Consider the following 22,704-nt stretch of genomic DNA (forward strand, 5'->3'; position numbering starts at 1 on the left):
AACGGACCAGGTACCCCGGATGGGTGATGGGAGGATTAAATCCCGGATGTACATTTTTTTCTATATTGTCCATGGTATTGGCCATTCGTGCAAAAATAGCGGGATTGCGCTTATTTTTAACGATTGTTTTAAAAGCGGGTTTCAATATGTGGGAATAAGGAAATATGACATTAACTTTGGCCCATTAATCCATGCAAATGACAGGGTTTATTAATAGATTGTTAAAGCCATTTAACTTCACGTTAAAGAAAGTGAACCACGCTGAGCAGGCAGAGGATATTTATGCCGATGCGAAGTTTATGGCTATTTACGAACAGGTGCGGGATTTTACGATGAGTTCCATTGAAAGAATGTATTCATTGTATCAAAGCATTCACTTTATTATTGACCACAACCTGCCAGGCGATTTTGTAGAGTGCGGTGTTTGGAAAGGCGGCAGCAGCATGATCATTGCGCTTACCCTGAAAGAATTAGGCGTTGACAACAGATCAATTTATATGTATGATACGTATGAAGGAATGTCGGAGCCAACCGATGATGATAAAGACCTTCATGGAAGTACTGCGGAATCTCAATTAAATACCGCTGAAAAAACGGAAAATATCTGGTGTTACTCAACCATCGATGAGGTGAAAGCCAATATGCAGCGCACGGGATACCCCTCGGGTAAGATCGTGTTCTGTAAAGGAAAGGTGGAGGACACCATCCCACATACCATTCCTGAAAAAATAGCTTTATTGAGACTGGATACCGACTGGTACGAATCGACCCGGCATGAATTAATTCACCTGTACCCCCTTTTGTGTAAACAGGGCGTGCTCATTCTCGATGATTACGGACATTGGCAGGGCGCCAGAAAAGCGGTGGACGAATATTTTGCCGCCGGTTCAACCTTATTATTAAACCGCATTGATTATACAGGAAGAATTGCTGTCAAAATTTAATGGATGGCCGATCTCAGCATTATTATAGTTAATTACAAAACTCCCCGGTTACTTATTGATTGCCTGAAAACGGTTTATGGGCAAACACCGGCTCACCTGGCAGAAGTTATTGTTGTTGATAACGCTTCCGGCGATAACAGCCGGGAATTAGTGACCACTGCATTTCCGCAGGTGAAATGGATCCAGCTGTCGTATAACGCCGGTTTTGCCCGGGCTAATAATGAAGGCATTCGCCAGGCTTCCGCTGAGGTAGTATTGTTGTTGAATTCCGACACGCTGAACGAAGACAATGCCATTGAAGGTTGTTACCGGCAGTTTATCTCCTCCGCGTATGTAGCCTGCGGGGTTCAGTTGCTGAATACAGACCGTAGTCCGCAGATCTCGGGCAATTATGTTATGAAGGGCGGACTGAACTACCTGCTGCCCCTGCCTTACCTGGGCAATTTTATAAAATGGCTGGGTAATGTGGTAAAGGTTAAAAAGCCGAATGTGCCCGATTCGAGCAACCTGGTAGAAGTGGATTGGATCAATGGCGCCTTTTTAATGGTAAAGAGAACAGCTATCGAAAAGGCCGGGTTACTGGATGAAGATTTCTTTCTGTATGCCGAGGAAGCCGAATGGTGTGGCCGCTTACGCAGGATCGGCAAGCTTTGCATTTACGGACAATATAAAGTGATCCACCTCCAGGGAGAGTCGGCCAATGAAGCTTTTGGTTCTTCCGGTAAAGGGTATTATAACCTGTACGACCGGAAAGGCCTGCAGATCATGCTCTCGAATTTTGTACGCATCCGCAAGCAATTTGGCGCTGGCTGGTTACTGGTACAACTGGCATTTTATACGTTTACCATTCCCCTGTTCTTTACAGGCAGTTTTATTGAAAATAGTTTTCGGTTACGCAATCCCTTTGCTGATTTCGGGTTAGCATCCCGGTTTACAGGCAATATGGCCCGCATTTGGCGTTTCCTGCCAAGGATATTAGCCAATAAACCTTATTTTTATAAGGTATTATGAACCGTATTTTTTTCCTCTTTTTTTACCTACTCCTTTGTCCGCTGTTTATTTACAGCCAGGAATATGGCTATACCCATTACGACAGCAGAGATGGACTGGCAGGAGTTACCGTGTATTGCATGACGCAGGACCGGGATGGCTTTTTGTGGTTAGGTACCGAAGGCGGATTAAGCCGGTTCGATGGCACCCATTTTAAAAATTTCACCCGGGAGGACGGTTTGCCCGATAATGAGGTGATCCAGGTATTTGCTGATTCAAAAGGCCGGGTATGGATAGCCCCATTCAAAAAATCTGTTTGTTATTATTATAAAGGAAAGATACATACGCCGGCCAACGATCCGGTATTAAAGCGCCTGCGCATCAATGATAATGTAATGGCTTTTGCAGAAGATAAGGCCGGTAATATTCTTATGCAGGAATTGAAAAAGCTGCACCTGGTTACAGTAGATGGCCAGGTTACTGTCATTGACTCAATTGATGGCAGGCCGGTGGTTAGTATAAACGGTATCTGCGCCGGGGCCGTTAATGGATTTATGGTGGTAGATGATAACCGGGTCTATGATTTCAATAATAAAGATTTCCGGTTAAAAAAAACGCTGTCCAATTACACCAGCCATCCTTTGTATTATGCCATCAATGCGCAGTCGATGGTCTGGCGCAGGGATGCCGCCCGTTCCGCCCTGTATTCATTCGATAAAGACCAGACATTGACCTTCCCATTCATGACCATTCATAACAATTTTAATTTGATCGATAAGGAGCATGTTGGGATTGCAACAAGGGAAGGCGCCATGATGTTCAATATAAACAAGCCTGATAGCGCCTTCCATTTTTTGCCGGGTTTATCAGTAAGTAATATGTTCAGGGATGCAGAAGGGAATCTCTGGCTTTCTACGTTGGGGCATGGGTTGTACAAATTAAGCTCCCCCTTTGTTTTAAATATCAGGATCAGGGCGAATAATATAGTTTCCCAGGTTTTTGAATTGGCCCCTTACAAAAAATCTATTCTTGCAGGGACCGAGTTGGCTGATCTGTATCAGTTAAACAGAACAACGGGAAAACTTAAAGAGGAGAAGATCCGGCTGAATGAAGGCGGCGGTAAAGTAAATGCTTTGAGTGTTTACAGGGATAAATATATTGTGTTCGCAACCACACTCTGCATTTTTCAATTAAAGCCACATTTTGAACGTGGCCCCTCGATAAATCATGTTGCGGTAAAGTCTTTTTTTTTAAATGGTGATCGCTTATATGTAGCTTCCAAAGACAATGTGTTTGTGATGGATCCCATAACATTCAAAATAACAGACACCATATGGCATGAACGGTCAACTGCCGTTTTTGCCAGTCACGACACCGTTTATATAGGCACGTTAAACGGAGTATATTGCCGAATGCCCAACAGGGAGATCCTGTTCCTGGGAGAAAAACTGCCTGCTTTAAGAGCCCGGGTAACCGCCATTGCCCGGGATGTAACCGGCGTTTTATGGATAGGCACCTATGGTGATGGCCTTATTGGTTATAAGAACGGCCGCATAACCACTATTTTAAACCGGCAAAACGGATTAACAAGTAATGTTTGCAGCGCTTTGTACTGCAATGGTGATTATTTGTGGGTGGGTACAGATAAAGGACTCAATAAAGTGAATCTGGCGAAGGCCAATTACCCGGTTATAAAATACACCATCAGTGACGGACTGGCTTCGGATATTATCAATACCATTTTTGTAGAAAATAACAAGGTGTTTGCAGGAACACCGGAAGGTATTACTTATTTTGATGAAGCGAAGATCATCAGCCGGTCGAGGTGCGATCTGTTGTTTACCGACATTGCTGTAGGCGGTAAAACATATTACCAGGGCGAGGCGCCCGTTCAAATTCCTCATGCGCAAAATAACCTCCAATTTAATTATGTGGGCATTTCCTATAAATCAACCGGGGATGTGCGCTACCGTTACCGCTTACTGGGGCTCGATAGCGCCTGGAATGAAACGCGGGAAACCAGTTTAACCTATCCGGTTTTACCCTCAGGTGATTATACCCTGCAGTTGGTGGCCATCAATAAATTTGATGTAAGCAGCAACGTAGTCAGCTATGCGTTCACCATCGAAAAGCTGTTGTATGAGAAAACAGGTTTCCGGGTGTTGGTTGGCTTGTTGTTCCTGACAGTTACCGGTTTAACGGTGTGGTTGTTCATCCGGCGCATCAGAAAGCGGGAGCACGAAAAAACAATCCTCATAAAACGTATCAGCGACCTGGAACAATTGTCGCGCAAGGCGCAGATGAACCCGCATTTTATTTTTAACAGCTTAAACTCCATACAACAATATGTGATGGATGCTGATGTGGCCGGCGCCAATAAATTCATCTCCGGCTTCTCGCGGCTGATCAGACAAACGCTTGATTTTTCTTCAAAACCAGAAATAACCCTTGAAGAAGAACTGGATTACCTTACCAATTATCTGGAAATTGAAAAAACGAGATTGGAAGGGGCTTTTAACTGGCATGTAGAGGTTGATAAGGCCGTAGATCCCGTGGAACATTATATTCCGCCCATGATCCTGCAGCCTTTTGTAGAGAATAGTGTGCGGCACGGTTTGCGGTTTCGCAAAGATAAAAACGGGATAGTAACCATTATGGTAAAACGGGTGAACGATCACCTGGTTTGCATCCTGGAAGATAATGGCGTGGGCAGAAAAGCGGCCATGCAGTATAAAAGCATTTCTCCCATCAGTTATCAATCGAAAGGATTATCGCTGACAGCCGACCGGATAAATTTGTTCAACCAGGAACATGCGCAAAAGATCACCATGCAAATCGATGACCTGGAAGATGACATGCACGTTGCATTAGGAACAAGGGTAACAATAAATTTCCCTGTTGTTTAATATTGAATATCTTTTATTTTTATTGTTAATATGAGCATTAGATGGTTCCTGGTTTTACTGGTTAGTTGCCCACAATTCCTTTTCAGCCAGGAATACGGTTATACCCGCTATGACAGCAAGGAAGGACTGGCCAGCTCTACCGTGTATTGCATGACGCAGGACCATGACGGGTTTATGTGGTTTGGTACTGAAGCCGGGTTAACCCGTTTTGATGGTACGCATTTCAGGACCTTTACCATAGATGACGGGCTGCCTGATAATGAAGTGATACAATTATTCACCGATTCAAGGGGCCGGGTCTGGATCTCACCGTTTAAAAAATCGATCTGTTATTATTATAAAGGAAAGTTCCATACCCCGGAAAATGATACGCTGTTACGGCACATCCACGTGAACAATTACGTAATGCGTTATGCCGAAAATGACCGAGGCGATCTGTTGTTGATGGAGATCAATCAGCTTCACCACGTAACCGCTAATAATGAAGTATATACGATGAACAGCATCCAGGGCATACCTATGCAGAACCTGGCGGCTGTTGGCCGAAATCCTGCCGGTAATTTTTGGGTAATAGACTCCATCAGGATGTATGAGTACAGCAACCGCCTGTTCAACCTGGAAAAAAAGCTGGATTATTGGTCATATGTGCTCTATGCAGCCGTGAACGAAAATATAATGGCGCTGCGTAGCAACTATTGGCAAAATACACTGCATTCATTTAAAACCGGAAAAACCATCATAGTGCCTGCCACTCAGGAACAATACGGTTTTTCCATTATTGATGATCATACGGTAAGTATGAATTCCCCCTGGGGCGCGTATGTTTATAATATTAATAATCCCGATAGTGTACAGCACTTTCTGCCAGATATACGGGTTACTAATATTAAAAGGGATAAAGAAGGGAATTTGTGGTTTACCACGATGGGGCAGGGGGTTTACCGGTTGAATTCCGCCTTTGTTTTAAATACCAGGTTCAAGGATTATAATTCCAACCAACAGGTTTTGTCATTTGCCCGGGATGGTAATTCCATTGCAGTGGGCAGCGACAGGAATTATATTCACTGGCTGAATGCGAACACCGGGAAGGAAGAACGCAAATTGAGGCTGGACACAATGGGGATAACCCAGGGTGTGGTTGCCTTGTTTAAAAATTCAGCTGGGCATCTTATTGGCGGCACGCCCAGAGGCATTTTACAGTATACGCCCCGGGTAAGATGGTTTGATCCGATAGCCCGTATTACCGTGAAAAATTTATTCCCGTATAAGGATGATCTGCTGGTGATCACTGACCATGATATCTTTCGCATCAATCAAAATACCCTTGCCATAAAAGATACCATCTGGCGGGAGCGGGCTACCTGCGCTTTTGCCAGGAATGATACCTTTTATATTGGCTCCCTGAATGGTTTATACCGGCTGCTGCCCAATGGGGCCAAACAATTCCTGGGCGACCGGTTTGCTCTTTTCAGAGCACGTATAGCCGCAATTACCCGCGATACCAATAATGTACTTTGGGTGGCTACCTTTGGCGGCGGTCTTGTTGCCTTCAGGAACGAAAAAATAATAGCCCATATTAAACAGGAACAGGGCCTGGCCGGTAACATCTGCCGCACGCTTTTTTTGGAAGATAATAACCTGTGGGTGGGCACCAACAAAGGACTAAATAAGATCCGCATCGATGATACCACCTACCCGCTGAAAAAGTATACCACCGGCGATGGGTTGGCGTCTGACATCATCAACGTGGTATATGTTTATCATAACAAGGTGTTTGTAGGTACACCCGAAGGTGTTACTTATTTTGATGAAGGCAAAATAGCCGGCGATTCGCGCTGCGACCTGCGGTTTATTAATATTTCCGTCGGAGGCGACGCTTATTATCCGGATCTTGCGCCGGTCCTTATCCCGCATAAAAAGAACAACATTCAGTTCGATTATGTGGGTATTTCCTATAAATCAACGGGCGACATTCGCTACCGGTATCGCTTACTGGGTCTTGATAGTAACTGGTACGAGACCCGTGAAACCTTTTTGAACTTTCCGGCCCTGCCATCCGGTGATTATGAATTACAGTTGCAGGCCATCAATAAATTCGATGTACACAGCCAGTTACTGGTAGCCCGGTTTACGGTGGAGCAACTGTTGTATGAAAAAAACTGGTTTAAGGCATTGGCAGGATTGCTGTTTTTGGCCATTACCGGGTTGGTTGTGCTGCTGATCGTGCAACGCATCAGACGCAAGGAACAGGAAAAAACGGCGATCAACAAACGGATCAGTGAGTTGGAGCAATTGTCGCGCAAGGCGCAGATGAACCCGCATTTTATTTTTAACAGCTTAAACTCTATTCAGCAATATGTAATGGATGCTGATGTGGCGGGCGCCAATAAATTCATTTCGGGGTTCTCCCGGCTAATCAGGCAAACACTTGATTTTTCTTCCCGGCCCGAGATCAGGTTGGAAGAAGAACTGGATTATCTTAAGAATTACCTGGATATTGAAAAAACACGCCTGGAAGATGCTTTTTCCTGGGTGGTGAATATGGAAAAAGGGGTCGATCCGACTCTTTATTATATCCCGCCAATGATATTGCAGCCATTTGTGGAGAACAGCGTACGTCATGGCCTGCGTTTCCGGAAGGATAAAAACGGTGTTGTAACGATTACCGTAAAACGCGATGGTGATTACCTGATCTGTATCCTGGAAGATAATGGCATTGGCAGAAAGGCAGCTATGCAGTATAAGAGTGTGTCGCCCATTAATTACCAGTCTAAGGGTTTATCCCTAACGGCAGACAGGATAGAGATGTACAACCGGGAGCATGCGCTGAAGATCCGGATGTGGATAGACGATCTGGAAGATAATTTTCACAATTCATTGGGGACCAGAGTGACAATCTATTTTCCTGTATTATAATATATTCATTTCTTTGCTGTATGATTAACGCACTGATCGTAGACGACGAACCAAAAAACATTCGCATCCTGAATGGGCTGCTGAACGAATGCTGCCCCGATGTTCGCATAATCGGGGAGGCCGTTAGTGCTGAAACGGCCATGCCGCTGATCGCTGAAACACATCCCGACCTGGTTTTCCTGGATATTGAAATGCCACATGGGAATGCATTTGACCTGCTCGACAAAATTATGCCCATTGACTTTGAAATTATTTTTATTACTGCCTTTGATGCATATACGTTAAAGGCCTTTAAATACAGTGCGCTCGATTACCTGTTAAAACCTGTAAGCATCGAGGAATTAAAAATGGCGGTGCAAAAGGCAAAAGACAGGATCCGGATCAAGAACATTAATGTACAGTTGCAGAACCTGATGTTCAACATCAGTAAACCCAATTCTTTGCTGCAAAAGATCGCCCTGCCCGATAACGATGGACTGATATTTATTCAGCTGGCGGAGATCATTCGTTTTGAGGCCAAGGGTGGTTATACCTATGTGCATGTTACCGATAACCAGAAATACGTTTCATCGCGCATCATTAAAGAATACGAAGAAATAATGCCGCCCGATCTGTTCTTCCGCATTCATAACTCGCACATCATAAACCTGAACTTTGTGAAGAAATACCACAAGGGAAGAGGCGGGCTGATAGAAATGAGCGATAGTGTGCTGATTGAAGTGGCCACCCGCCGTAAAGATGAATTTCTGGCGCGGTTTGGTATCAGGTAATAAAGCGGATCGCTTGTTGAGCAATACTGTCCCAATAAAATTGTTCAAAAAAGGCAGGAGGAATATCCGCGTTGTAAGTAGCCAGCTGCATTATTTTGTCAGCAAAATCGGGTGAAATATTATCTGTTATTTGCAGCTTACCGTTACAGATGCGGGCATCGATGCCTATAGCGCCATGGCTGGTAGAAACCGCACTCATATTATATCCCAGTGCTTCTACCAGTTTTGTTTTTATACCTCCACCTTCGGTAATGGGATTTAAAAAAATATCAGCGCCTTTAAGATAAGTGGTAATATCATCCACAAAACCGGCAACAATAAAATTGGGTTGCTTTAACTGGCTAATGGCCGGTGGAATGTCTTTACCGCAGATAAGAATGGTATATTTAAAGGACCTGTTTTTTTGTAATGCCGGGTATATTTCATGAATGATCCGTTCCAGTGCATCCAGGTTGGGCTTATAGTTAAAGGCCCCGTTGAATAATAAAATGCAATGATCGCCGGGTATAGCATGTTTTGACAACAATATTTTTCTGGCCGCTTCTTTCTCCCCGGGCGGGGGTGGCGTATTCCATTCAATACCATATGTTATGAGCAGGCACCGCTGTGGCTGTAATTTAAAATGTTGAATGGCATACTGGCGGTCTTCATCCGTTATGAAAAAATTATAGTCCGCCTGCTGATGTACGTATTTTTCGTAATGCCACAAGATCTTCCACCACCATTTGCCCATAACTTTCCAGCGTAAGCCTTCAATATTATGTGAGCGCACTATCAGCCGTACGCCTGTAAACCATTTTAACAACAGTCCCAGCCAGCCGAAATACGGATGTTCAAGCTGGAGATGGGTAATATTTCGTTTGCGGATGAGCGACCGGATAGTAAAGAAACGGAAAGGATTGATATACCGGAGAGGGGAAGCTGTCCAAACGGGTACAACCTCGTATCCATCGGCTGCCGCCGGATCGTTATTACCGGTAGTGATGCAGGTAAACCGTACATGCCTTGCTATATACTTGCAGTATAAGGCAACGGCTCTTTGTCCGCCCATGACCGGGGGAAAGATCCTGTAAGAAACCAGGGATGCAAGGTGTACTTGTTTTGCTTTCATAAAAAAGAAACCTGTTGCTCTGCCGGGAGCAACAGGTTTAATTATAACTGGCTTATGCTACTGTTTTCTTTTTATTTATCATAGGCCAAACAAGCTGGCCGATGAACGCTAACAGAAGCAGCAGAATTATCCAGCCAGCAATGCCTGTAAGCATGCTGCCTGTGTTATACATTTTGGGAATGAATTTGAATTCAATACTATGCTTGCCGGCTGGTATCAGCAATGCGCGCAGCACATAATCGGCCTTGGCAACAGGCGCTTCTTTACCATCAATGTATGCGTGCCAGTCTTTATAGAAGATCTCACTGAACACGGCCAGGTGCGGCGCGGCGCTGTTGCTTTCGTATGTAATGTTCTCGAAATCGAAAGCGGTTTGTTTGATAGTAGCGCTGCTGTCGGCAGGCTGCCAGCCCGTGATCTGTGCATTGAACTTATTGTCAACAATGGCCAATTCGGCGGGGTTGAAATTGTTCAGGGCCTTCATTTCCTCAACAGGGCCATTTACAAATTTCACATTTTTTACAAACCATACATTCCCTAATGCGTTTGGATTAGGCGCCGCCATAACGCCACCCTGTTGCTGGGTTTGCTGAATTACATATTTTGTATTCAGCATGTTGAGCACGTTAAAGTTGGGCTGACCGGAGAGTTGATACTCTATCAGATCGTCATAAATACCCAAACGTGCCGGGTGATAACCACCTATTGATTTGTGATAATAAGAAGTGTGTGAATCGCCAATAAACGGATTGGCGCCAGACGCAGTATTCAATACCCTGAAGTTGGGATCTTTGTCCTGCAGAATGGCCTGGTCGGCAGGGGTTAAAGGAAATTCTGAGGCTTCATAGTTTTCCTTGCTGCCAAAACTGTAACTGTTCAGGTAGTTGCTGTCCATGCCCAGGAGGTCAATGACAGTTAATAATCCCACCCCGGCCAGCATTATCAGGGCGTTGATCTTTTTAATGACAAAAAGATACATGATACCCATGGCCAGGAGCACAAAGAGCAACGAGCGCAGGATGGTGGAACCAAAGGCGCTTTGGCGGTCTTCGCGCAAAGCGGTCAGCAAACCTTTGGCAGTGGCTGCATCGCCCTTGGTTTGATATAAGAAGTTTTCATACACGTGATTGTCTATTTCAGCCGGATACTGCCGCTCGATGGAATCCATGGCGGCTCTCATATTGGCATTCGGGCCACCACTCATCAACTGTGTCATGGCAACGGTGCGTTTCTTATTCTCGATGCTGTAGTCGGAAGTGAAATACACGCCTGCAGCCACTACAAACACAGCGCCAATGATAATGGCGGCCAGTTGTAGTTTTTTGAGGTCAATGGCAGTACTGGTTATCAGTTTTTCCAGGCCCAGCGCGAGGGCAATGGGAACTACCAGGCCGGTAATTTCAAGCGCCATGGTAGGCACCCTGAATTTATTATAGAACGGGAAATAATCGAACAGAAAGTAGTTGAATGCAGGGAAGTGTTTGCCTAAGGCCATCAACACGCCCAGGATGGCGGCTGTCAATATCCACCATTTGTGGGTGCCATCGAGGTAAACCATGGCAAAAATGAACAGCATACATACAATGGCGCCCAGGTAAATGGGGCCTGCAGTGAATGGCTGATCGCCCCAGTATAAATTGCCGCTTAATTGAAGCGCTACATTGCTTGCCTGCTCTTCGGGTACGTTTAGTTTGTCGGTCAGGAATTTGGCAACATGCGAGCTCTCCGTAAGTTTGGGATACAGGAACTGGTCGTTATCGCGTTCAGCAGCATGATAGCCATAACCCTGTGCACCGGGGAACATCAGGGTCATTGATTCCTGCCAGCCATAACTCCATTGGAATGCATATTCCTTGCTTAAGCCTTTTGTTTTATCGCCACTCACCACTTCGTTGGAGTTTTGTTTTTTATCCATTACCAGCTGGCCATTGCGTTTCGATTCTTTTGAATAATCGTATACGGTTAACAGGGTAACTGCATTTACCATGATGCCTAAGAAACAGCCTGCAGCGATGAGTGCGATCGCTTTTAACAACGGCGCCGTATTGCCCGCCCTGATCCCATTTATTAAAAAGAACAGTACCATAATGCCGATCACCAGGAACATATAGTAGCTTACCTGCTGGTGACCCGCCGAGATCTGCAAACCGGTGAATACGGTAGTTACAATGAAGCCACTGATGTATTTTTTATCGAATAATAAAATGATGCCGGCCAATACAGCGGGTGCGTAGGCCAGCGCCAGCATTTGAGTCTCGTGTCCGGCAGTGATGAAGATCGGGAAGGTGGTACTATAGGCAAATGCCAGTGCGCCAATAACAGCCACCCAGGGCCGAATACGCAGACAAATGCACAGGAAATAAAAACAAATACTGGCCAGGAAGAATATGTTGATGGGTTTGGGCAATCCCAGTTTCATTACTGTATCTACAATACCCAATGGTGTCCAGGGGCCCTCCATGGCAATCTGGTAAGCCGGCATACCCGCATACATGGCAGGTGTCCATAAAGGAAAATGGCCATGTTTTTCTTTATATTGAAACGACTGGTGGCTCATGCCTTCCCAGTTGGTAATATCGCCCTGTTTCATCACCACACCGCTTTCCAGGGCGGGTTTGGCAAAAAATAAGGCGACCACTAAAAAAATAGCAATGGATACCAGATGGGGCATTACCTGTTGCCAAAGTGTTTTCTTCATTATTGCAAAAAATTAATAGTTGGGCAAAATAATGCAATTTTACAGCAAGTTAAGGCTATATGCAAAGTTTAATATTTTTCAGTCGGGTGGCTTTTATTTGTAATGTCTGCTTCGTATTGGTATGGGGCATGCGCTTTTATCCCATACTCAAAGAAGGGCAACCCAGCCAAATGGTATCCCTCGTGTTAATTTTAGGGATTTTGATCGCTTTTTTGTTGAACCTGGTAGTAAACAGCTTTGTTCTTGCATTTATGTTGCAACGGAAACCGGTATTGAAACATTTTCCGAGGTGGCTTATAATTACTAATTTTCTTTTTTTATTTCCCCAGATAATACTTTTTATAAAATGATCCAATCCATTATTAAGGATAAACCAACCCGTCTGTTTGTGTTTTTTACAGCTTTTTTTGTTGCCAATGCCCTTATTGCGGAATGTATTGGCACCAAGTTATTTTCACTGGAAAAGTTACTGGGTACCCATCCGGCCAATATTACCATGTTCGGTCAGCATGGACTGGCTTTTACCCTTACCTGTGGGGTGTTATTGTGGCCGCTGGAGTTTGTGATGACCGATATTATCAATGAATTTTATGGGCCCAAAGCAGTACGCCGCATCAGTTTTATTGCTGTTGGACTTATTTCCTATGCCTTCCTGATGTTTTACCTGGCTATTCATGTGCCTGCTGCTGATTTTTGGGTGTTCAGCAGAAAAGACCAGGGCGTTCCTGATATGCAACTGGCATTTGATGGCATTTTTGGCCAGGGTATGCGGATCATTATCGGCAGCCTGGTAGCTTTCCTGGTAAGCCAGATCGTTGATGTGACCGTGTTTCATAAGATCAAGAAACGCACCGGTGAAAAATATGTATGGTTACGTGCTACCGGTTCTACAGTAGTATCGCAGCTGGTAGATAGCTACATTGTACTGTTCATTGCATTTTCAGGCATCTTTACCTGGCAGCAGATCCTGGCTATCGGGATGATGAACTATACCTACAAATTCCTGATGGCTGTAGTACTGACCCCCGTTATAATCCTTGTTGAGAAAAGGATTGAAAAATACTTTGGTCATGAATTGGCGATGAAGATGAAGTTATCGGCGATGGGAAAAGAGAGTGAATAGTTCGTTAGTTCTTTAGTTTGTTAGTTGTTTAACTAACAAACTAAAGAACTCAATAACTAAAAAACTACAATTTTTTTTCCATAACAAAGTCTACCATGAAATAGCCGCTTCCGATATCCACATCTTCTTCTTTTTTAATTTCAAAACCTAGTTTCTCATAAAAGAACCGGGCTTTATTGGAGCGGTTTACATTCAGTCTTAATGTGTGGAATGATTGGGGGGTAAGTTGCGCTATAATATGATCGACGAGCATTTTGCCAAGGCCCTGGCCCTGGGTGCTTTGGTGCACGTACAGTTTATGCAGTTTGCTAACTCCCGGTGCTACGGTGGAGTAGGCCGCAAAGCCTACGGGGTTCCCATCCTGTTCTACCATTAAAAAAGTATGGTGCTGGTTCAGTAACTGGTCGCGCAGGGTGGCGTTGTTGTAAATGAGGTCGAGCATATAGGCCAGTTGTTGCGGCGGCACAATGCCATCATAGGCAACAGGCCATATTTCCCGCGCCAGCCGTTCAACAGTGGTAAGGTCGTGTTCGTTTGCAAGGCGAATTTTTATCATAGGGCGCAAAATTATTACACTTTTTCTGCAATTGCTTCATCGTTTTTGATGTGCTGCTGCCGTGACAGTTCTTCATGCAGGCGGATGGACCTAACAGACATGCGGATGGCAATAAACCAGGCTACCAGCGCACAAACGATCAGCGGCCAGTTGGAGATATACTTTTTTACCTGGGTACTGCCTTGTAACAGCAAAAAGAAATCGAAGGCGCCATGAAAGAAAACGGCCAGCAGAAAACCTTTGATAATATGCTTAATGGCATTGGGTGCATCGAATTTGGCCAGTCCCACATGGTAGCCTATCAGCACGGCAAAAGCGGCATGGGAGGGAACCGATACGAACATGCGGATGATACCTGTTTTAAAACCATAATTCAATACATAACCGATATTCTCCAGGGTGGCAAAACCCATACTGATCATGACCGAGTAAATAATGCCATCGAAAGGTTCATTGAATGCCTGGTTGCGATAGGCGTAATACCGCAGCATTACATACTTGCTGCCTTCTTCGCTACAGGCCACTATAATAAATGCCAATAAAAAGTAATAGGTGATATCGAAGTTGGGGAACCTGATGAACAGCACCGGTTTTAACAGGGTTTGAATAAGAATGGCCGGCGCCGTAGCTACCATACCCAGTAAAAAGGAGATCAGCAGGGGCTTTAATGGCTCCCGGTCATATTTATCCCGCGAATAGATGTAAATAGTAATAGCGGCCCCGGGCGCTACGGCCAAAGCTAATAACGAAAGCATGGGCCCAAGATACGAAGGTTGGTTGATACAGAGGGCAAGTTGACCAGTTGATCAGTTAACCAGTTGACCAGAAAGTTGACAGAGGATAAGGTTGATATAGTTGATATGGTTGACGGTGTTGATAAAGGGAATACAAAAGGGAGAAGGAGGGAACGGGCTGGGGGAGGACTGTCGTTTTAAAGGCCTGGTTAACTGGTCAACCGGTTAACTGGTCAACTTTTCACTCCTATATAGAAAAAAGCATTATTTTCAGCCTACATTATCATTGAATGAGAAAGCTTTTTCTAATCATCTGTTGTATGCCTCTTTATTGTTTTATCCAGGCGCAACAGTTTGGCGGTCATTCCCCCGCTACCAAATGGAACCAGATCAATAACGACAGCATCCGGGTTATTTTTCCCGAAGGATTGGGGCTTGAGAAACAGGCGGCAGATATAGCCGCCTCCGTGCAAAAGCTGGCCATACAAACCGCCCCCACCATTGGCAACCGCTTACGTAAGATCAGCATCGTATTACAACCCTATACAACTATCTCCAATGCCTATGTGGCATTGGGCCCCTGGCGCAGTGAGTTTAACCTGATGCCGTCACAAAACCCGTTCGACCTGGGCACCACGCTGTGGTCGCATTCCCTGGCCCTGCATGAATTCAGACATGTACAGCAGTTCAATAACTTCCGTAAAGGACTATCGCGGGCGGCGTATTACCTGTTCGGACAGGATGGGCTTTCCCTGGCCAACAGCGCCGCCGTACCCAACTGGTTCTGGGAGGGCGATGCCGTGTACCAGGAAACCCTGAAAAGCCAGCAGGGCAGGGGACGGTTATCGTTCTTCTTTAATGATTACCGGTCATTGTGGAGGGCCAATAAAAATTATTCCTGGATGAAGCTGCGCAATGGGTCATTGCGTGATTTTGTGCCCGATCATTACCGGTTGGGATATATGCAGGTGGCTTATGGGCGCGAAAAGCATGGGCCCGATTTCTGGAAGAACGTGACCGATGACGCCGTTCGGTTCAACGGCGTGTTCTATCCTTTTCAACATGCGATAAAAAAATACACTAATATCACCTATAAGGAATTCCGCAAAAATGCGATCAACTATTTTAAGGCCGGCAGCGATTCTTTAGGGACCGATGCGGTAAGCGACTGGGCCAAACAACAAAAACATTTTGCGGGTGATGATGAATTTCCGCAGTGGGTAGATGCCAATACCGTGGTGCTGGTAAAAAGCAGTTATAAAAAAATACCCGCGTTTTATTTGCGCAACCTTACTACCGGTACCGATACCCGCCTGAAAACAAAAGCTATTTCGCTGGATAATTATTTCTCGTATCGCAATGGCCGCATTGTATATGCCGCCTATGAAGCTGATGTACGCTGGGCCTGGAAGGACTACAGCGTGATCAGGGTAATGGATGTGCATACGGGCAGGGAGCGCGCCATCACGCATCTGTCAAAATACTTTGCACCTGATATTTCAGCCGATGGAAAAACCATTGTAGCGGTAGCCGTACAACCCGGCGGGGCTGCCGGGTTACATATCCTGGATGCAACAACCGGCGCTGTTTTAAAAAAGGTGCCCAATCCCAAACAGTTGTTCTATAGCCATCCGAAGTTTTATGATCCGCAAACAGTGGTGGCGGCGGTTCGTACCACAACCGGCGAAAACACCCTGGCGCTGGTGAATATCAACAATGGTTCAATAGAAGAATTATTACCGCTTTCAAGACGGGTAGTAGGTTTTCCGTCGGTGCATGGCGATACCATTACCTTTACTGCTGCTGGGCATCAGCAGGATGACCTGCTGGCCCTGGTGAACAAACAATTATACCAGGTTCAAACCCCGGCCAATAAAGGCACCGGCAATTACCAATGGAGCGCTTTGAATAATAAGGCCATTTATACGGCTTTTACGGCGGCGGGCTATCACCTGGTGCAAGAATCACTGGGGGCCGAAAGCTGGCAGCCAGTAAGCGCTGAAGCGTTTACACAGGCAACGATGACGCCTTTTGATCTCACGGGGTTAAACCTGGATACACCCATCGGCGTGGATACTACCCGGCCATACCCCATCAGCCGGTATCATAAAGCGTTCAACCTGGTTAATTTCCACAGCTGGCGGCCTTATATTTCCGATCCGGATTATACGTTCTCCCTTATTGGCGAGAACGTACTGAACACCCTGCAAACCGAGATCTATTTCAATTATAATACTGATGAAAAATACAAAGAAGTAGGCGCCACTGCGGTGTATGGCGCCTGGTTCCCTTACCTCACCCTTGGCGTGGCAGAAACCTTCGATCGTAAGGAAACAGACACCCCTTACAGAACGTGGAATGAACTGAACGGCCGGTTAGGCCTGCAGTTCCCTTTTACTTTTAACAGCGGCCGGTTGTATCGCCAGTTGAATATTTCGGGCGGCATCAACCATCACCAGGTTAATTACACGCTGGCCAGTAAGAAAAGGTTTACCAATGAGCAGTTTGAATTTTTTGATGCCTCGGTAACCTTCACCCTGCAATCACAGGTGGCGAAACAACATATTTATCCAAGGTTTGGCTTTAGTTTGTTATCGCGGTACCGGCAAATTGTAAACAACTTAAATGGGTATCAATGGTTAACAAGCGCCGCCCTGTATTTACCGGGCGTGGCGCGCACCCATAACCTGGTAATCACCGGGGCGTATCAGAAGCGCGATACCATTGGCGATTACAGTTTCGGCAGCAGCTTTCCCATTTCGCGCGGGTACCCGGCTGTAAACCAGTACTCAATCCCCGATATGTACAAGGTGGGATTCAATTATCATTTTCCCCTGGTATATCCTGATTTCGGGATAGGAAATATTGTATACTTCCTGCGGGTGCGCGGCAATGCGTTCTATGATTATACTTACCTGAAATTCTTTAGAGATAACCGGTACCTGGAATGGAGATCGACCGGTGGTGAAATGTATTTTGATACTAAATGGTGGAACGAATACAATGTAAGTTTTGGCATCCGCTACAGCCGTATGTTGAACCAGCTGCGCGGGTACGATCCCAACCAGTGGGAGTTTATATTACCTGTCAATTTGTTGGGACGGTAGGTATTTGCTCACAAAATGCCAGAAATGACCTGGCTGTATCCATACTTTCTTTAAAAGTAACCGGTTTGGTGATATAGGAGTGGGCGCCCAGCATCATGCATTTATCCTTTTCCATGGGGTTTAAGGAAGTGCTGTAAATGATTACGGGAACGGTTTTAAAACGTTCATCGTTTTTAATGCGGCGCAGGGTTTCGGTGCCGTTTAATTTAGGCATGTTCAGGTCGAGGATGATCAATGCAGGTTTGCAACCGGCATTAAAATCTTTACCCAGGATACGCAACACCTCTTCGCCATTTTGCGCAAAACAAAGCACATGGCTGGCTTCTAATTCCGCCATGGCATCCTGTAAAATAGCGCGGTCATCGGCATCGTCGTCAGCTACTAATATTTTCCATGAAGTGTTTTCCATTATGCAGTTCTTATTGGTAGTGAAACAAAAAAACTGGCGCCTCTGCCTTCGCTGGAAGAGGCGCGTATAGCTCCCCGGTGTATTTCAACTATTTTTAAACAGATGGCCAGTCCCAGACCCGTTCCTTCATACTGATCGCGTGCATGCAGCCGTTGGAACAACTTAAAGATCTGCGGCGCATATTTTTCGTCGAAACCAATCCCATTGTCAGAAAAGATTATTTCGTGGTTGTTTTCAACCTGCTGATACCTGATGGTTATTTCAGGGGTTACACCCTTTCTGGAATATTTTAAAGAATTGGTGATGAGGTTTTCAAATAACTGGCGCAGCAGGCTTTCATCCCCTATTACCGATGGTAACGGCTGAATATCTATGGCTGCCTTTTTTTCTTCAATAGGCAGCTGCAGGTCCTGCAGGGCATAATGGGCTACATTATTCAGGTCAACATGGTTGAAAGCGATCTCGGATTTGCTGATCTGTGAAAAGGCCAGCAGGTCTTTGATGAGGGAACGCATGCGGCCTGAAACGGAATGGATGATCTTTAAATATTCAATGCCTTTTTCATCCATATTATCCGTATAGCGGTTAAGCATATAATCGCTGTATAACATCAGTTTTCGAACAGGTTCCTGCAAATCGTGCGAGGCAACGAATGCGAACTGCTGCAGTTCGAAATTGCTTTTATTCAGTTCCGCAATATATTTTTCCAGTTTCTCCTGGTGGTCTTTCAGTTCTTCCTGTACCTGTTTCAATTCAAAATTATCTTTCAGGGTCTCTTCATATACTTTCTGTGCATGGATGTCTACGAGATAGCCAATCCAGTATTGCAGTTCGCCGCGATCATTCAGGAAGGGGGACAGGGATACCTGGTGCCACAGAAAATCATCACTGCCTTTTTGTTTTATGCGGGCGTGAGTTTTAATAGAAGCGGCATCCTTAGGTATTTTCTTATTAAAGAACAAAATAAATGAATCATAGTCGCTGGGGTGCACTACCTGCTTCCACTGGTTTGAATTTAACGAGTCGATGCTTTCACCGGTATAGGTTTGCAGCCATTCATTGGCATACACCAGTAAACCGGCCGGGTTCAGTGAAAAGATCATCAGGGGCAGCGAATTGGTGAGCATTTTATACTGGGCTTCGTTCTTTTGCACCTGGATAGTCAATTCCTGCAACCGTTCGTGTTGCTTTCTTATTTCTTCGTAGGGTGAAAAGGCCGGCTCGTTACGGAAGATGGAACGCCATTCATCCCGCTGGTTAATATCCAGCTTCAGGCGATGGGGGATTGCATAGAACAACTCAATAAGGGTTTCCGCGTCTTTGTTAGTAGAAACGGAATATTTGTTAACCAGCTTCTTGGCATATTCCAGGCCGTTCAGGCTATTGTAGGAGTTCTTTTCATTTTTTATAGTGGCAACAACAAACTGGATCTGTTTATTTAGCCTTTCACCGTCCAGACTCAGTACCAGTGAGCCGCTTTTGCCGTTTTCGATGGCATTGCGGCCAACCTCAGAAACGGCGGTTGCAAAAGAGGTTTGAGCCGAAAGAGACAAGCCCAGCATTTCTGCCAGTTTCATGGTGCGTTTGTGCGCGATAATCAGATCCATTTCATTTTCAAGAACAACCTTTGCAATATCTTCCATGAGCGGTCAGGTGTTTATTTTACAAATTGCTACGGATGAATCGTCGGTAGCACGGGTAAAGTCTTTAATCAGGGATGCAGCCAGTATGGTAAGATCGCATCTCAGGATCCCGGTATATTTTAAGGTATCCCACCGGCTGCGAAGGCCATCGCTGCACATTACCATATACTGGCCCTTTTCATGTACGATATGCTGGCCGCTCATTATACGGGGCAGGTTTAAACCAATAATGCCATTATAGGACAAATAATTCTTGCTTGCTGTTGGACCATTTATTTTAGTGGTGATATTTCCCACGCCACAGATGTTCCATGTTTTTTGAGCGATATCAAAAATGGCCACCATCCCTACCAATCCTCTTGTTTTTCGAACAGCTGAATTTATATAACGTAAAATTTCAGGAGGGTCTAGCTCCTGACAACTGGAAAATGCAATACCTGCTTCCTGTACTGCCCGGGCGGCTTCTGCACCATGCCCCAGGCCATCGGCCAGAAAGAGCTTTATATGATTTTTGTTTTCAATGTAAAAAAATCTATCCCCGCATTTTGTTTCTCCGGGTTTGGGTATTACCACCGATCTTATTTCTGCAATGGGTGGCTTTATATGAAGCTTGAAACCAGTAACATATTTTCGGCATAAAATAATTGTGCCCCAGTTTTTGAGTGAGTACACCTGAAAAGTGTCACACAACCGTTTCATGGCGCCCAACCCAAGTCCCAGGGTGCTTTTTGAACTTTCACCATCCCGCACCATTTTATTTATATCGGCGATGCCTGATCCTTCAAAAGAAAAAGAAAAACATTTTAGAAGATTGGATAAGCCTGCAGCTCGCAGATGCCGGATTACGTGAAGACCTGATGAGTAACGATGAGCTGCGCGAACAGAGTGCTGAGTTGCTGGATGCGTTGTTGCAAGGTATCACAGGGGATAATTTAGCTGATTTTAATTCAGAGGGATTGAGCCCGGTTTATGAAATTCTCGCCGGTATTTCCATCTCCCGCGCGCGCCAGGGGTTCTCACCGCGCGAAACCGGGGTATTTGTATTCAGCCTGAAAGACGCCATCTTAAAAACACTTATAATTGAATTGTCAAATGATCAGCAGGCACTGGCAGATGCCCTGATATTGATCAATAAATTCCTCGACAACCTTGGCATTGCAACATTCGAAACATTTATCAAAGGCCGGGAAGAAGTGATCCTTCGTCAAACAGATGAAATTTCCGAGATCTCCACCCCCATTATCAGGGTATGGGACGGCATTCTGGCGCTGCCCATCATTGGTACGCTCGATAGCGCCCGCACCCAGGTAGTAATGGAAAGCCTGCTGCAAAACATTGTTGATACCGGCAGCACCATTACCATTCTCGATATTTCAGGTGTACCGACCGTTGACTCCCTGGTGGCCCAGCATATTATTAAAACGGTGGCCGCTACCCGCTTAATGGGTGCAGAATGCATTATCAGCGGCATACGGCCCGAAATTGCACAAACTGTTGTTCACCTGGGAATTGATCTTTCAAATATAGTTACCAAAGCCACGCTGGCAAGCGCTTTAAAATATGCTTTTGCCGTATTAAGGCTCGATGTTAAACGGATTCAAAAAGAAAAATAAGTTATTACGGTTATGGACAGGATACCTATTCTCAGAATGGGGAATTTTTTACTCGTCACCATACAGATTGACCTGTATGATCGCCTTGCTATCAACCTGGAAACCGATCTGGTAAATATGGTTAACAAAACGCAGGCGAAAGGCGTGCTGATCGACATCTCCGCACTCAGTATTGTTGACTCCTTTATGGGTCGCATCTTAGGCAACATCGGCGATATGGCCCGTATTATGGATGCAGAAACAGTAGTGGTAGGCATGCAGCCTGCTGTTGCCATCACCCTTGTTGAACTGGGCCTGGAACTGAAAGGCGTTCATACGGCACTGAATGTTGTAAAAGGCATGGAGTTACTACGACTCAAAATAAAAGACCTGGACACGGGTGAAGAAGAGGATGAGGAAGAAGAAGAAATAGCAACCAATGAGGATAGTACTGATTGAGGACGCTATGCTGATTGAAAAGGAACAGGACGTTGTTCCTTTTCGCAACCGCGTAAAAGAATACGCGGTAAAAATTGGAATGAGTGTCGTTAATCAAACCAAATTAATAACCGCCGCCAGCGAGCTGGTCAGGAATATGTTGAAATACGCCGGTGGAGGCAAAACGAAAATGGAAGTGATCAGCGAAGGCAGGAACAGTGGCATCCGGTTGGTGTTTGAAGATAATGGGCCTGGTATAAAAGATATCGCACAGGCTATGAAAGAAGGCTTTTCAACCGGACAAAGCCTTGGCGTCGGGTTGCCGGGCGCTAAAAGACTGGTGAATGAATTCGAAATCAAAAGCAGCCCTGGAGAAGGTACTGTTGTTTCTATAATCAAATGGAAGAATGGTTGACAATGCACACGTGCTGTTTAAAGCAAATGACAGAAGCTACTTTGCCATCTTAAAAAAGGAGATCCGTGCACTTGCCCACACCCTAAATTTTAATGAACGCCAAAATGGTGAAATAGATATCGTAGTGGCTGAAATGGCCAGCAACCTGGTTAAACATGCCGGTGGCGGACAAATACTTGTTAAGCTGGTTCGCCACAATGACAATGATGGCATAGAGCTCATTAGCATAGACAATGGATCAGGCATCGCCGATATAAATAAAATGGTGCGGGATGGTGAAAGTTCAAAAAGCACCCTGGGACTTGGGTTGGGCGCCATGAAACGGTTGTGTGACACTTTTCAGGTGTACTCA

Annotated in this window: 18 protein-coding genes; 11 read left to right on the forward strand and 7 right to left on the reverse strand. The window is 45.2% G+C overall.

Features of this window, described 5'->3' with window-relative positions:
- Nucleotides 1-197 precede the first annotated feature (197 nt).
- From ACJ751_RS10545 to ACJ751_RS10565, 5 genes are read left to right on the forward strand one after another with little or no spacing between them, the layout of a single operon-like run.
- Complete coding sequence (locus ACJ751_RS10545; RefSeq protein ID WP_407745453.1) at nt 198-944, forward strand: TylF/MycF/NovP-related O-methyltransferase; 747 nt, start codon at nt 198-200, stop codon at nt 942-944.
- 3 nt (nt 945-947) lie between these two features.
- Nucleotides 948-1,955 carry a glycosyltransferase family 2 protein gene (locus tag ACJ751_RS10550; RefSeq protein ID WP_407745454.1) on the forward strand — a complete coding sequence of 336 codons (1,008 nt, stop codon included), beginning with the start codon at nt 948-950 and terminating at the stop codon, nt 1,953-1,955.
- Nucleotides 1,952-4,840 carry a two-component regulator propeller domain-containing protein gene (locus tag ACJ751_RS10555; RefSeq protein ID WP_407745455.1) on the forward strand — a complete coding sequence of 963 codons (2,889 nt, stop codon included), beginning with the start codon at nt 1,952-1,954 and terminating at the stop codon, nt 4,838-4,840. The genes ACJ751_RS10550 and ACJ751_RS10555 overlap by 4 nt, the downstream gene beginning before the upstream one ends.
- A 30-nt stretch (nt 4,841-4,870) precedes the next feature.
- Nucleotides 4,871-7,756 (forward strand): two-component regulator propeller domain-containing protein, encoded by a 2,886-nt coding sequence (locus tag ACJ751_RS10560; protein WP_407745456.1) that lies wholly within the window; start codon nt 4,871-4,873, stop codon nt 7,754-7,756.
- 20 nt (nt 7,757-7,776) lie between these two features.
- Nucleotides 7,777-8,526 carry a LytR/AlgR family response regulator transcription factor gene (locus ACJ751_RS10565; protein ID WP_407745457.1) on the forward strand — a complete coding sequence of 250 codons (750 nt, stop codon included), beginning with the start codon at nt 7,777-7,779 and terminating at the stop codon, nt 8,524-8,526.
- Here the strand turns inward: ACJ751_RS10565 and ACJ751_RS10570 are convergent.
- Together ACJ751_RS10570 and ACJ751_RS10575 are read right to left on the reverse strand one after the other, a co-directional pair.
- Nucleotides 8,519-9,637, reverse strand: a complete 1,119-nt coding sequence (locus ACJ751_RS10570) for a glycosyltransferase family 4 protein (protein WP_407745458.1) — start codon at nt 9,635-9,637, stop codon at nt 8,519-8,521. The genes ACJ751_RS10565 and ACJ751_RS10570 overlap by 8 nt on opposite strands.
- Before the next feature lie 52 nt (nt 9,638-9,689).
- On the reverse strand, nt 9,690-12,335 hold the full coding sequence (locus ACJ751_RS10575) for a YfhO family protein (protein ID WP_407745459.1): 2,646 nt from the start codon (nt 12,333-12,335) through the stop codon (nt 9,690-9,692).
- 346 nt (nt 12,336-12,681) lie between these two features.
- On the opposite strand from ACJ751_RS10575, the gene ACJ751_RS10580 reads away from it, so the two are divergent.
- A complete protein-coding gene (locus tag ACJ751_RS10580; RefSeq protein WP_407745460.1) occupies nt 12,682-13,458 on the forward strand; it encodes a queuosine precursor transporter in 777 nt (258 codons plus the stop codon).
- Between the two features lie 64 nt (nt 13,459-13,522).
- Here the strand turns inward: ACJ751_RS10580 and ACJ751_RS10585 are convergent, their stop codons facing one another.
- Both ACJ751_RS10585 and ACJ751_RS10590 read right to left on the reverse strand, forming a co-directional pair.
- The gene (locus ACJ751_RS10585; RefSeq protein WP_407745461.1) at nt 13,523-14,014 is read right to left on the reverse strand and encodes an N-acetyltransferase family protein; all 492 of its coding nucleotides are present in this window, start codon (nt 14,012-14,014) and stop codon (nt 13,523-13,525) included.
- Nucleotides 14,015-14,028: 14 nt separating this feature from the next.
- On the reverse strand, nt 14,029-14,769 hold the full coding sequence (locus tag ACJ751_RS10590) for a PrsW family intramembrane metalloprotease (protein ID WP_407745462.1): 741 nt from the start codon (nt 14,767-14,769) through the stop codon (nt 14,029-14,031).
- A 299-nt stretch (nt 14,770-15,068) separates the two neighbouring features.
- Here ACJ751_RS10590 and ACJ751_RS10595 point away from each other — a divergent pair, with 299 nt between their 5' ends.
- Entirely contained in the window at nt 15,069-17,855 is a 2,787-nt protein-coding gene (locus tag ACJ751_RS10595) for a TolB family protein (RefSeq protein WP_407745463.1), read from the forward strand.
- Here the strand turns inward: ACJ751_RS10595 and ACJ751_RS10600 are convergent.
- From ACJ751_RS10600 to ACJ751_RS10610, 3 genes are read right to left on the reverse strand one after another with little or no spacing between them, the layout of a single operon-like run.
- Entirely contained in the window at nt 17,836-18,264 is a 429-nt protein-coding gene (locus ACJ751_RS10600) for a response regulator (protein ID WP_407745464.1), read from the reverse strand. The two genes, ACJ751_RS10595 and ACJ751_RS10600, sit on opposite strands and share 20 nt — an antisense overlap.
- On the reverse strand, nt 18,264-19,907 hold the full coding sequence (locus ACJ751_RS10605) for an ATP-binding protein (RefSeq protein ID WP_407745465.1): 1,644 nt from the start codon (nt 19,905-19,907) through the stop codon (nt 18,264-18,266). The genes ACJ751_RS10600 and ACJ751_RS10605 overlap by 1 nt, the downstream gene beginning before the upstream one ends.
- Before the next feature lie 6 nt (nt 19,908-19,913).
- A complete protein-coding gene (locus ACJ751_RS10610; RefSeq protein ID WP_407745466.1) occupies nt 19,914-20,660 on the reverse strand; it encodes a SpoIIE family protein phosphatase in 747 nt (248 codons plus the stop codon).
- On the opposite strand from ACJ751_RS10610, the gene ACJ751_RS10615 reads away from it, so the two are divergent.
- From ACJ751_RS10615 to ACJ751_RS10630, 4 genes are all read left to right on the forward strand, one after another.
- Nucleotides 20,636-21,520 carry an STAS domain-containing protein gene (locus ACJ751_RS10615; protein ID WP_407745467.1) on the forward strand — a complete coding sequence of 295 codons (885 nt, stop codon included), beginning with the start codon at nt 20,636-20,638 and terminating at the stop codon, nt 21,518-21,520. The genes ACJ751_RS10610 and ACJ751_RS10615 overlap by 25 nt on opposite strands.
- Nucleotides 21,521-21,532: 12 nt before the next feature.
- Nucleotides 21,533-21,958 carry an STAS domain-containing protein gene (locus ACJ751_RS10620; protein ID WP_407745468.1) on the forward strand — a complete coding sequence of 142 codons (426 nt, stop codon included), beginning with the start codon at nt 21,533-21,535 and terminating at the stop codon, nt 21,956-21,958.
- Complete coding sequence (locus ACJ751_RS10625) at nt 21,939-22,352, forward strand: anti-sigma regulatory factor (RefSeq protein ID WP_407745469.1); 414 nt, start codon at nt 21,939-21,941, stop codon at nt 22,350-22,352. Before ACJ751_RS10620 ends, ACJ751_RS10625 begins: the two co-directional genes overlap by 20 nt.
- Nucleotides 22,345-22,704: ATP-binding protein (locus tag ACJ751_RS10630; protein WP_407745470.1), on the forward strand; the 360-nt coding region annotated here is incomplete at its 3' end. The genes ACJ751_RS10625 and ACJ751_RS10630, both read left to right, overlap by 8 nt.

Origin of the sequence: Niastella sp. (assembly GCF_045805085.1) — a bacterium.
Taxonomy (GTDB): Bacteria; Bacteroidota; Bacteroidia; order Chitinophagales; family Chitinophagaceae; genus Niastella.

Excerpts from the sequence above, each read along its gene's own strand:
- ACJ751_RS10545 (WP_407745453.1), top strand. The coding sequence starts at position 198 with ATGACAGGGTTTATTAATAGATTGTTAAAGCCATTTAACTTCACGTTA.
- ACJ751_RS10550 (WP_407745454.1), top strand. The coding sequence starts at position 948 with ATGGCCGATCTCAGCATTATTATAGTTAATTACAAAACTCCCCGGTTA.
- ACJ751_RS10555 (WP_407745455.1), top strand. The coding sequence starts at position 1,952 with ATGAACCGTATTTTTTTCCTCTTTTTTTACCTACTCCTTTGTCCGCTG.
- ACJ751_RS10560 (WP_407745456.1), top strand. The coding sequence starts at position 4,871 with ATGAGCATTAGATGGTTCCTGGTTTTACTGGTTAGTTGCCCACAATTC.
- ACJ751_RS10565 (WP_407745457.1), top strand. The coding sequence starts at position 7,777 with ATGATTAACGCACTGATCGTAGACGACGAACCAAAAAACATTCGCATC.
- ACJ751_RS10570 (WP_407745458.1), bottom strand. The coding sequence starts at position 9,637 with ATGAAAGCAAAACAAGTACACCTTGCATCCCTGGTTTCTTACAGGATC.
- ACJ751_RS10575 (WP_407745459.1), bottom strand. The coding sequence starts at position 12,335 with ATGAAGAAAACACTTTGGCAACAGGTAATGCCCCATCTGGTATCCATT.
- ACJ751_RS10580 (WP_407745460.1), top strand. The coding sequence starts at position 12,682 with ATGATCCAATCCATTATTAAGGATAAACCAACCCGTCTGTTTGTGTTT.
- ACJ751_RS10585 (WP_407745461.1), bottom strand. The coding sequence starts at position 14,014 with ATGATAAAAATTCGCCTTGCAAACGAACACGACCTTACCACTGTTGAA.
- ACJ751_RS10590 (WP_407745462.1), bottom strand. The coding sequence starts at position 14,769 with ATGCTTTCGTTATTAGCTTTGGCCGTAGCGCCCGGGGCCGCTATTACT.
- ACJ751_RS10595 (WP_407745463.1), top strand. The coding sequence starts at position 15,069 with ATGCCTCTTTATTGTTTTATCCAGGCGCAACAGTTTGGCGGTCATTCC.
- ACJ751_RS10600 (WP_407745464.1), bottom strand. The coding sequence starts at position 18,264 with ATGGAAAACACTTCATGGAAAATATTAGTAGCTGACGACGATGCCGAT.
- ACJ751_RS10605 (WP_407745465.1), bottom strand. The coding sequence starts at position 19,907 with ATGGAAGATATTGCAAAGGTTGTTCTTGAAAATGAAATGGATCTGATT.
- ACJ751_RS10610 (WP_407745466.1), bottom strand. The coding sequence starts at position 20,660 with ATGGTGCGGGATGGTGAAAGTTCAAAAAGCACCCTGGGACTTGGGTTG.
- ACJ751_RS10620 (WP_407745468.1), top strand. The coding sequence starts at position 21,533 with ATGGACAGGATACCTATTCTCAGAATGGGGAATTTTTTACTCGTCACC.
- ACJ751_RS10625 (WP_407745469.1), top strand. The coding sequence starts at position 21,939 with ATGAGGATAGTACTGATTGAGGACGCTATGCTGATTGAAAAGGAACAG.